The sequence below is a fragment of the Falsiroseomonas sp. RANM36 genome (assembly GCF_056682175.1).
Genome location: NZ_JBWXTD010000003.1, coordinates 37,220 through 46,624, shown reverse-complemented (window position 1 = coordinate 46,624; position 9,405 = coordinate 37,220). Strand labels below are relative to the sequence as shown.

At 72.2% G+C, this 9,405-nt stretch carries 11 protein-coding genes (1 of these 11 running past the window's edge); 7 read left to right on the top strand and 4 right to left on the bottom strand.

The window, feature by feature from the left end; all coding sequences use genetic code 11:
- The 4 genes from AC1MIR_RS05130 to AC1MIR_RS05115 form a co-directional block, all read right to left on the bottom strand.
- Positions 1–986: ABC transporter substrate-binding protein (locus tag AC1MIR_RS05130; protein WP_480027113.1), on the bottom strand; the 986-nt coding region annotated here is incomplete at its 3' end.
- A 71-nt stretch (positions 987–1,057) separates the two neighbouring features.
- Positions 1,058–1,462: a hypothetical protein gene (locus AC1MIR_RS05125; protein ID WP_480027112.1), complete on the bottom strand. Its 405-nt coding sequence runs from the start codon at positions 1,460–1,462 to the stop codon at positions 1,058–1,060.
- A complete protein-coding gene (locus AC1MIR_RS05120) occupies positions 1,455–2,492 on the bottom strand; it encodes an aldo/keto reductase (protein WP_480027111.1) in 1,038 nt (345 codons plus the stop codon). The genes AC1MIR_RS05125 and AC1MIR_RS05120 overlap by 8 nt, the downstream gene beginning before the upstream one ends.
- Positions 2,489–2,824 (bottom strand): TIGR04076 family protein, encoded by a 336-nt coding sequence (locus AC1MIR_RS05115; protein WP_480027110.1) that lies wholly within the window; start codon positions 2,822–2,824, stop codon positions 2,489–2,491. Before AC1MIR_RS05115 ends, AC1MIR_RS05120 begins: the two co-directional genes overlap by 4 nt.
- Positions 2,825–2,930: 106 nt before the next feature.
- Here AC1MIR_RS05115 and AC1MIR_RS05110 point away from each other — a divergent pair, with 106 nt between their 5' ends.
- The 7 genes from AC1MIR_RS05110 to AC1MIR_RS05080 all read left to right on the top strand — a co-directional run.
- Positions 2,931–3,686, top strand: coding sequence for an ABC transporter ATP-binding protein (locus AC1MIR_RS05110; RefSeq protein ID WP_480027109.1), 756 nt, complete (start codon positions 2,931–2,933; stop codon positions 3,684–3,686).
- The gene (locus AC1MIR_RS05105) at positions 3,683–4,402 is read left to right on the top strand and encodes an ABC transporter ATP-binding protein (RefSeq protein WP_480027108.1); all 720 of its coding nucleotides are present in this window, start codon (positions 3,683–3,685) and stop codon (positions 4,400–4,402) included. Before AC1MIR_RS05110 ends, AC1MIR_RS05105 begins: the two co-directional genes overlap by 4 nt.
- On the top strand, positions 4,402–5,322 hold the full coding sequence (locus tag AC1MIR_RS05100) for a branched-chain amino acid ABC transporter permease (RefSeq protein WP_480027107.1): 921 nt from the start codon (positions 4,402–4,404) through the stop codon (positions 5,320–5,322). The genes AC1MIR_RS05105 and AC1MIR_RS05100 overlap by 1 nt, the downstream gene beginning before the upstream one ends.
- Positions 5,319–6,272, top strand: a complete 954-nt coding sequence (locus tag AC1MIR_RS05095) for a branched-chain amino acid ABC transporter permease (RefSeq protein WP_480027106.1) — start codon at positions 5,319–5,321, stop codon at positions 6,270–6,272. The genes AC1MIR_RS05100 and AC1MIR_RS05095 overlap by 4 nt, the downstream gene beginning before the upstream one ends.
- 114 nt (positions 6,273–6,386) lie before the next feature.
- Positions 6,387–7,373 carry an extracellular solute-binding protein gene (locus tag AC1MIR_RS05090; protein ID WP_480027105.1) on the top strand — a complete coding sequence of 329 codons (987 nt, stop codon included), beginning with the start codon at positions 6,387–6,389 and terminating at the stop codon, positions 7,371–7,373.
- Positions 7,360–8,475 (top strand): ABC transporter ATP-binding protein, encoded by a 1,116-nt coding sequence (locus AC1MIR_RS05085; protein ID WP_480027104.1) that lies wholly within the window; start codon positions 7,360–7,362, stop codon positions 8,473–8,475. Before AC1MIR_RS05090 ends, AC1MIR_RS05085 begins: the two co-directional genes overlap by 14 nt.
- Positions 8,472–9,405, top strand: partial view of an ABC transporter permease gene (locus AC1MIR_RS05080; protein WP_480027103.1) — the 5' portion only. It continues 905 nt past the right edge of the window; the window shows 934 of its 1,839 coding nt (coding positions 1–934); its start codon is at positions 8,472–8,474; the stop codon falls past the right edge of the window. The genes AC1MIR_RS05085 and AC1MIR_RS05080 overlap by 4 nt, the downstream gene beginning before the upstream one ends.

Here is a 9,405-nt window from a genome sequence, read left to right as displayed (position 1 = left end):
CCCACCGCCCGCCCGCGCCGCGGGGCGGCGCCGACGGGGGGGGCGGCCGCCGGCGCGCCGGCGCCGAAGCCGCCCGACATGGGCGGATAGGCACGGCCGAAGAACTCGGTCGAGGGCGTCGTCACCGTGCCGGAGGAGGTGCCGAAGGCGTTGTTCAGGAAGCGCGGGCCGACATCGCGGATGAAGTCCGCGCTGTTCATGCCGTCGTTCAGCAGGAAGGTGTTGGCGCCGCCCTGCTGGATCCAGGTGCGCGCGATGGTGGTGCCGTCGCCGGGGTAGGAAACCAGGTAGAGCGCCGGCGGATCGCCGGCCAGCGCGCGCGTCACTTCCGGCGCGTAGCTCGCCTGACCCTGGTTGTAGGGCGTGGTGGAGACGATCTGCCCGCCAAGCGCGACATAGGCGCGGCGGAACTCGTTCACCATGTTCACGCCGAAATCGTTGTTGACGTGGATGATCGCCAGCCGCCGCAGCCCCTGGTCCATCGCGTAGCGCGCCGCCGCCGTGCCCTGCAGCGCGTCGGAGGTGATGGTGCGGAAGAACCAGCCGCGCGTCTGGCCCTCCGCCGCCAGGCGGGTCAGCGTGGGCGAGGAGGAAGCCGGGCTGATCTGCACCACGCCGGCCGGCCCGGTCACGCTGGTGACGATCGGGATCGAGACGGAGCTGATGATGCCGCCGATGATCGCCGGCACGCGCCGCAGGTCCACCAGCTGCCGCGCCTGGTCCACCGCGACGCTGCCCTGGGACTGCGCGTCGCGCAGGTCGAAGCCGAGGCGCCCGCCGGCGATGCCGGCGCTGCCGGCCGCCGCGTTCAGCTCGTTGAAGGCGAGCTCCACCGATTTCGCCGCCGCCTGGCCGAAGCGCCCGGCGGGGCCGGTCAGGGAGACCACCATGCCGACCGTGTGGGTGGCGCCCTGCGCCTGCGCGAGGCCGGGCGCGGCGAGCGCCCCGAGGCCGGCGCCGAGCGCGGCGCGGCGGGTGATGGGCATGGGGTTCTCTCCCGATCCGAAGATGGATTTGCGGCAATCTCGCGCCCCGCCGGGCGCTTGTAAACGGGGGCTCAGCCGGGCGGCGGGCTCACCCAGGTCTCCTGCACGAAGAGCCAGCGCGGTCCCGCGGGCTCCAGGCGGAACAGGGCGGCGGCGCGGCGGGCGGTCTCGATCCCGCCCGAAAGCCATTGCCGCTCGATGTAGTGCATCAGCATCAGGGGCGGTGCGGCGTGCAGGACGGCGACATCCTCGATGGCGATGCGGAAGCCCGGGCCGCGGCTGCCGCGCGCCTTGTGCAGGAAGCCGAGCACGGCATCGCGGTCGAGCCGGCTTCCGTTCGGCATCACCATGGCGAAGCCGGGCGCGAAGGCCGCCTCGTAGCGGCCGCCGTCGTCGGCGCCGGGCGCGCCCAGCGTCTTCTCGAAGACGCGGTGCAGGTCGCGGATCTCTTCCGCGCAGCGTTCCGCGTCAGTCACGGTTGAGCTCGTATTTCATGATGCGCCCATGCGGCCCGGTGCGGTCGCGTTCCAGCGCGTAGAAGTCCCCCTGCGGCCCCGGATGCTGCGCCAGCAGGGCGGCGATGGCGGCGCGGTCCTCGGCGTCCAGCGCGAAGCGGAACACCGCGAGGTTGTCCGGCAGGTGCTCGGCATAGCGCGCGCCGACGATCGCGCCGGCGACATGCGGCTGGTCCAGCACCCAGCGCGTGGCGACGGCGGTGATGGACACACCGTGCTTGCGCGCGATGCCGTCGAGCAGGCGCAGCAGCGCCTGGAAGGCGTCCCACCCGCCGAACTCCTCGATGATGAGCCGGTATTTGACCAGGCTGCGGTTCGCCAACGGCTCCGCCGGCGCCTCCTTGCCGAGCCAGCGCGACGAAAGAAAACCGCCCGCGACGGTGCCGTAGCAGAGGAAGCGCATGCCGGTCCGTGCGCAGAGATCGCTCATCGGCCCGGCGACGCGGCGGTCCAGCAGCGAATACTGCACCTGAATGGAGACGAGCGGCACGCCGGTCTCGATCATCGCCGCGCTGTGGGCCGTGTCGAAATTGGTCCCGGCCACGTTGCGGATTTTCCCGCGTTCCTTCAGCCGCGCCAGGTGCTGCGCGGCCTCCAGCCAGCCGGGGATCGCGTAGTCCCACCAATGGAACTGCACCAGGTCCAGCGTCTCGGCGTGCAGCCGCTGCAGGGACCGGTCGATGATCCGCTCGATGTCGGCCGGCGTGAGCGTGGCGAGCGCGGAGAGGTCGGGCACGAATTTCGTGTGCACCTGCAGCCGCGCGCGCTCGGATGGCGGCAGCGTGGCGCGGAAGGCGCCGATCATCTCCTCGACGCCGGTGTAGATGTCGGCGCAGTCGAAGGTGGTGATGCCGGCATCGAGGAAGGCGCGCATGTCCGCGATGGCGCGGTCGCGCTGCACCGCGCCATGCCCGCCGGCCAGTTGCCAGCCGCCGCGGATCAGGCGGGAGATCGTGTAGGCGGGTGCGAGTTCGAAGCGCGGGACGGTCATGGGATCTTCGTTGCCGTGGTGTCGGAGCGCCGGAAACGCCGCAGTTGCGTGCGGGTGATGCGGAAGCGGCTCGGGCAGTTCGGGTCGGGGCAGGCGACCTCGGCGTCGGAGGTCATCCAGTCCATCGGATGCGTCGGCCGCTGCTTCGCCGCCAGCAGGGGCAGCACGGCCGCCAGCGAATAGATCGAAAAACCCTGGCCGGGCGGCAGGTGCAGCATCTCGCCACGCAGCTCGAAATGATCGCCGGGCACGGCGCCGCACCAGAGCTTCGCGCCCGGCGGCGCCACGACCTCCACCCGCAGGTCCCAGAGGTCGAATCCGTCCTCGTCCATCGCCGCTCTCCCGCTGGCGGCTATCTCGGCCGGGCGGGCCGGGCGCGCAAGCGGGGGCCTTGACTTGCGCCGCGCCGCGCGGCCTTTCCGCGGCCAAGACCGGGGGATGAGCCGCGTGCTGGTGGCCGAGGGCGTGACGAAGGGATTCGGGGGGCCGCCCGTGGTGGACGGCGTCTCCTTCACCCTCGCGCGCGGCGCCATCACCGGGCTGATCGGCCCGAACGGCGCCGGCAAGACCACGCTGTTCAACCTGATCGCCGCCAGCCTGGCGCCGGACCGCGGCAGCATCACCCTCGACGGCGCGCGCATAGACGGCCAGCGGCCCGACCAGGTCTTTGCGCGCGGACTCGCGAGAACCTTCCAGATCCCGCGCCCCTTCCCGGCGATGACGGTGCTGGAGAACGTGATGCTCGCGCCGCAGGGCCAGCGCGGCGAGCGCTTCTGGGCGAACTGGCTGAGCCCCGGCGCCGTGGCGGCCGAGGAACGCCGTAACCGCGAGCATGCGATGCACTGGCTCGACTTCGTCGGTCTCGCGAAGCTCGCCGGCCAGCCGGCCAGCGTGCTGTCGGGCGGTCAGCGGAAGCTGCTGGAACTGGCCCGCGTGCTGGTGGCGGAGCCGCGGCTGATCCTGCTCGACGAGCCCGGCGCCGGCGGGGCGCCGCCGCTGCTCGCGATCATCATGGAGAAGATCGCCGCGCTGAACGCGCGCGGCATCACCTTCCTCGTCATCGAGCACAACATGGACCTGGTGATGACGCTGTGCCGCCCGGTGATGGTGCTGGCGCAGGGGAAGCTGCTGCTGGAAGGCTCGCCCGAGGAGGTGAAGCGCGATCCGCGCGTGGTCGAGGCCTACCTGGGATGACCGCTGCTCTCGAGATCGAGGCGCTTGAGGGCGGCTACGAGCCCGGCCTGCCGATCCTGCGCGGCGCCTCCGTCAGCGTGGCGCCGGGCGAGATCGTCGCGCTGCTCGGGCCGAACGGCGCGGGCAAGTCCACGCTGGTGAAGGCCGCGGCCGGCCTCGTGCCGATCTGGTCGGGGCGCGTGCGGCTCGCGGGGCGCGACATCACCGGCCTGCCGGCGCATCGCATGGTGCATGAGGGCCTCGGCTTCGTGCCGCAGACCGAGAACGTCTTTGCCAATCTCTCCGTGCTGGAGAACCTGCAACTCGCAGCTTCCCTCATCGCCCGGCAGCGCCGCGGCAGCCTGCCGAAAATGTTCGAGCTGTTCCCCGATCTCGACCGGCAGCGGAAGCTGTCGGCGGGGCGGCTCTCGGGCGGGCAGCGGCAGATGCTGGCGGTGGCGCGCGCGCTGGTCGCCTCGCCCTCCGTGCTGATGCTGGACGAGCCCTCGGCCGGCCTCTCGCCCAAGCTGGTGGGCGTGGTGTTCGAGCGCCTGCGCGCGGTGCGCGACACGGGCGTGACCATCCTGCTGGTGGAGCAGAACGTGAAGGCCGCGCTGGCGCTCGCCGACCGCGCGGTGGTGCTGGTGGAAGGACGCGAGCGCCTGGAAGGCGCCGCTCGCGACCTCGCCGACGACCCGCGCATGGCGGCGCTCTATCTCGGCGAGGCCGCTCACTGATGCTGCAACTGATCGCCGATGGCCTGGTGGTGGGCAGCGTGATCGCGCTTGGCGCGGTCGGGCTGACGCTCACCTATTCCATCCTGCGCTTCGCCAATTTCGGCCAGGGCGAGTTCATGACCTGGGGCGCCTATCTCGCCGTCTCCGCGCTCGCGCTGGTGCTGGCGGTGACCGGCGGCGGCGTGATGGAGCCGCTCGGGCCGTTCAGCTTCGGCTGGCAGCTGATCGTCGCGATGATCCTCGCCGCCGCGCTGACCGCGGTGCTCGCCTTGCTCGTGGACTGGCTGCTGTTCCGCCGGCTGCGGCGCGGCAACGCGATCACGCTGGTGATCGCGAGCTTCGGCGCGGCGCTGGCGCTGCGCAACCTGGTGCAGTTCCTCTACGGCACGCTGCCCGAATACTACACGCGGGAGATCCAGATCGCGATCCGCCTCTTGCCGCGCGATGTGCTCGGCGGGCTGCGCATCACGCCGGACCAGATGCTGGTGATCGGGCTGACGCTCGTGCTGATGCTCGCGCTGCAGGGACTGCTGACGCGCACCACGCTCGGCCGCGCGATGCGCGCCACGGCGCAGAACCCCGCGCTCGCGCGCGTCGCCGGCGTGGATGTGGAAGGCGTGATCCGCGCCACCTGGGTCATCGGCGCCGCACTCGCCGCCGTCGCGGGCGTGCTGGCCGGCGTGGTCGGGCAGGTGCGCCCCGGCCTCGGCTTCGAATTGCTGCTGCCGCTCTTCGCCGCCGCGATCCTGGGTGGCATCGGCAGCGTGCGCGGCGCGGTCGCCGGCGGCTACATCGTGGGGCTGGCGGAAAGCCTCTCGGTGCCGCTGGTCGGCGCCGAGTATCGCGCGGCCACCGCCTTCGTCGTGCTCATCGGCATCCTGCTGCTGCGCCCGACCGGCCTGTTCGGGGAGCGCGCATGATGGAGCTGCTGCCCGTCCTCAACTACCTCACCTTCTTCCTCGTCTTCGCCGGCATCTTCGCGGTGATGGCGCTGGGCCTCAATCTGCAATGGGGGTTCTGCGGCCTGTTCAACGTGGGCGTCGCGGGCTTCGTCGCGGTCGGCGCGTATGCCTCCGCGCTGCTCACCGGCCCGCCGGAGCCCGAGCGATTCGGCGGCTTCGGCCTGCCGGTCGCGGTCGGATGGCTGGGCGCGATGGTCTTCTCCGGCCTCGCGGCACTGGTGGTCGGCCTCGCGGCGCTGCGCCTGAGGGAGGACTACCTCGCGATCACCACCTTCGGCATCGCGGTGGTGATCCAGCTCGTCGCGCTGAACGCGCAGGCGCTGACCGGCGGGCCCTTCGGCATCCAGTCCATCCCGAAACCCTTCGCCGATGCGCTCGGCACCGGCCTCGGCTGGAACCTCGCCTATCTCGGCCTCGTGCTGGCCGTGCTGGGGCTTGCCTGGTGGGCGCTGGAGCGGCTGGTCGCCAGCCCCTGGGGCCGAGTGCTGCGCGCGATCCGGGAGGACGAGCTGGCCGCCGCCTCCCTCGGCAAGCGCGCCAGCGCCTTCCGGCTGCAGAGCTTCGTCATCGGCTGCATGCTGATGGGGCTGGCGGGCGCGATGTATGCGCATTTCGTGGGCTACATCGCGCCGGAGGACTTCCTGCCCGTCCTCACCTTCCAGATCTGGGCGATGCTGATCGTCGGCGGCTCCGGGCGCAATGCCGGGGCGGTGCTGGGCGCGGTGCTGGTCTGGGCGATCTGGAGCGCCGCCGGCACCCTGATCCGGGAGGTGCTGCCGGCGGCCGAGCAGGCGCGCGGCGCGGCGCTGCAGGTGGTGCTGATCGGCGTGCTGATCGCCGCCATCCTGGTGCTGCGCCCGCGCGGCGTGCTGGGCGAGCGCGCGACGGTTTCCCGGCATGCCGGATAGGGCGCGGAAGGGCGTTACCTTGGCGCCGGAAACACGATAAGGGTTTTCGGACGAGGCCAAGCCCCGCCGGGGCGACGAACCAGGCGCCCCTCCGGGACGACGAAGGAGAGACGGATGACGATCGGTCGCAGGACTGCGTTGCTGATGGGCGCGGGCGCCGCGCTCGGCATGGCCCGCCCCGGCCTGGCGCAGGGCGGCAATGTCGTCGCCTACACCGCCTTCGCCGATTCGATCACCGCGCTCGCGCCCGGCTTCAAGGCCCGCAGCGGCGCCGAGATCCAGGTGGTCGCGGCCGGCTCGGGCGAGCTGGTGCGCCGCGTGGTGGCGGAACGCGCCCGGCCGCTGGCGGATGCCATCGTCTCGGTCGGCGGCGAATCGATCGACGGCAACCCCGCGGTCTTCGCCCGCTACACCCCGCGCGAGGACGCGGCGATCCTCGAATCGCTGAAGGTCAGCCCGAACTGGATCCCCTTCTCCGTCACCCTGCCGACGGTGATCGCGGTGAACACCCGCCTGGTGCCGGAAGCCGAGATCCCCGCCACCTGGGCCGCGCTCGCCGATCCCAAGTGGAAGGGCAAGATCGCCTTCGCCGGTGCCGACCGCTCCGGCTCCGCGCTGCAGCAGCTCATGCAGATCCTGCACAATTTCGGCGAGGAGGAGGGCTGGCGCCTGTTCGAGCGCATGCTGGAGAACTTCGTCATCACCGGCAGCTCCGGCGCGGTGCCGCGCGGCGTGGCGCAGGGCGAATACGCCATCGGCATCACGCTCGAGGATTTCGCGCAGCGCTTCATCCAGGGCGGCGCGCCGGTGCGCATCGTCTATCCGCGCGAGGGCATCACCATGGCGGCGGATGCGATGGCGCTGGTCGCGGGCGGGCCGAACCCGGATGGCGGGCGCGCGCTGCTCGACTACATCGTCTCGGCCGAGGCGCAGAAGCTGATCGTGGAGCGCTTCAACCGCCGCCCGATCCGCAACGACGTGGCCCCGCCGGCCGGCGCGGTGCCGCCTTCCGACCTGCCGATCAAGAACATCCCGGTCGAGTGGTCGAACGCCAACCAGCGCAACATCCTGAACCGCTACCTGCGCCTTGTCCGGCGCTGAGGCCCGCCCCGGCCCGGCCCCGCATCTCGCGGCGGCCGGGCTGGTCAAGCGGTTCGGCAGCTTCACCGCGCTCGACCGCGTGGAGCTCTCGGCCGAGCGGGGCGAGCTGCTGACGCTGCTCGGCCCCTCGGGCTGCGGCAAGACCACGCTGCTGCGCGTGATCGCGGGCTTCCTCCAGCACGACGAGGGCACGCTGCGCCTCGCCGGCCGCAGCCTGGACGGCACGCCGCCCGAGGCGCGCAACTTCGGCATGGTGTTCCAGAGCTACGCGATCTTCCCGCATCTCTCGGTGGCGGAGAACGTCGCCTATGGCCTGCGCGCCCGCCGCGTCCCGCGCGAGGCCGCGGAGCGCAAGGTCGCCGCGGCGCTGGAGCGCGTGCGCCTCGGCAATCTCGGCGCGCGCTACCCGGATGCGCTCTCCGGCGGGCAGAAGCAGCGCGTCGGCCTCGCGCGGGCGATGGTGATCGAGCCCGACCTGCTGCTGATGGACGAGCCGCTGTCCAACCTCGACGCCAAGCTGCGCATCGAGATGCGCGACGAGATCCGCCGCATGCAGCGCGAGCTCGGCATCACCACCATCTACGTCACGCATGACCAGGAGGAGGCGCTGGCCATCTCCGACCGCATCGCGGTGATGGAGCGCGGCCATATCCGCCAGTTCGCGACGCCGCGCGAGGTCTTCGAATCGCCCGCCCACGCCTTCGTCGCGGAGTTCGTCGGCGGCTGCAACTGGCTCGACGCGACATTGCTGCAGGACGCCGCGGGGGCCGCGGCGCGGATCGCCGACGGCGCCGCCTTCGCGCTGCCGAGGGCGGCGCCCGGCGCGCAGGGCCCCGCGCGCGCCGCGCTGCGCACCGAGGATCTGCGCCTCGCCACGCCGGAAGACCCGCCGGGCTGCTGCCTGGCAGGCCGCGTCGCGAGCCTCGCCTATCTCGGCCCGCGCACGCGCATGCGGGTGATCATCGGCCCCGGCGAGGCCGCGGTGGAAGCCGACCTGCCGAGCGCCCTGCCCCTGCCCAACGAGGGCGAGCCCGTGCGGCTCGCCTTCGAGCCGCATCGCCTGCGCGTCTTCGCGCCGGAGAGCGGCGTGCGGATCGCATGAGCGCGGCCGGGATCGCGCCGCCGGATGCGCCCGGCTGGCCGGCGCGGCTGCTGCGCGGCATGCGCGACGATCCCTGGACCGCCATCGCCTGGGCGACCGTCGCCTTCATGCTGGTCTTCGTCGCCTGGCCGCTGGCCGAACTCGCGCGACAGAGCTTCATCGGGCAGGAGAGCGGGCGCTTCGGGCTGGAGAACTACCAGACCTTCTTCGGCTCCAGCTATTTCCGCCGCGCGCTGTTCAACAGCCTGACGGTCGGCGTGCTCGGCACGGTCATGGCGCTCGCCATCGGCCTGCCGCTGGCGCTGGCCTTCGCGCGCTACGACTTCGCCGGCAAGCCCTGGATCGAGGTGGCGATCCTGCTCTCCATGCTCTCGCCGCCCTTCGTCGGCGCCTATGCCTGGATCATGCTGTTCGGCCGCAGCGGCCTGGTGACGGAGGCCGCGCGCGAGATCGGCATCAACCTGCCGCCGATCTACGGCGCCTTCGGCATCGCATTGGCGAGCGCCTTCGCGCTCTATCCCGTGGTGTTCCTGGTGGTGCGCGGCGGCCTCGCGCGGGTGAACCGCACGCTGGAGGATGCGGCCGCCAGCCTCGGCCGTGGCCGCATCGGCGTGGTGCGCACCGTGACGCTGCCGCTGATCCTGCCCTCCGTGCTGACCGCCGCGCTGCTGGTCTTCCTCGGCATCATCTCCGATTTCGGCACGCCTTCGATCCTGGGCGAGGGCGAGCGCTTCCCGGTGCTCGCGACCCTCGCCTTCTCGCTCTACCTCTCGGAGATCGGCGCGGAGCCCGGCATGGCCGCGACCACCTGCGCCGTGCTGGTGACGATCGCGATGGCGCTGGTGGTGGCGGTGCGCATCTTCTCCACCCGCCGCTCGGTCGCGGACGACACGGGCGGCGGCGCGCCCCCGCTCCCCCGGCAGGGCCCCG

Excerpts from the sequence above, each read along its gene's own strand:
- AC1MIR_RS05115 (WP_480027110.1), bottom strand. The coding sequence starts at position 2,824 with ATGGACGAGGACGGATTCGACCTCTGGGACCTGCGGGTGGAGGTCGTG.
- AC1MIR_RS05100 (WP_480027107.1), top strand. The coding sequence starts at position 4,402 with ATGCTGCAACTGATCGCCGATGGCCTGGTGGTGGGCAGCGTGATCGCG.
- AC1MIR_RS05105 (WP_480027108.1), top strand. The coding sequence starts at position 3,683 with ATGACCGCTGCTCTCGAGATCGAGGCGCTTGAGGGCGGCTACGAGCCC.
- AC1MIR_RS05095 (WP_480027106.1), top strand. The coding sequence starts at position 5,319 with ATGATGGAGCTGCTGCCCGTCCTCAACTACCTCACCTTCTTCCTCGTC.
- AC1MIR_RS05090 (WP_480027105.1), top strand. The coding sequence starts at position 6,387 with ATGACGATCGGTCGCAGGACTGCGTTGCTGATGGGCGCGGGCGCCGCG.
- AC1MIR_RS05110 (WP_480027109.1), top strand. The coding sequence starts at position 2,931 with ATGAGCCGCGTGCTGGTGGCCGAGGGCGTGACGAAGGGATTCGGGGGG.
- AC1MIR_RS05120 (WP_480027111.1), bottom strand. The coding sequence starts at position 2,492 with ATGACCGTCCCGCGCTTCGAACTCGCACCCGCCTACACGATCTCCCGC.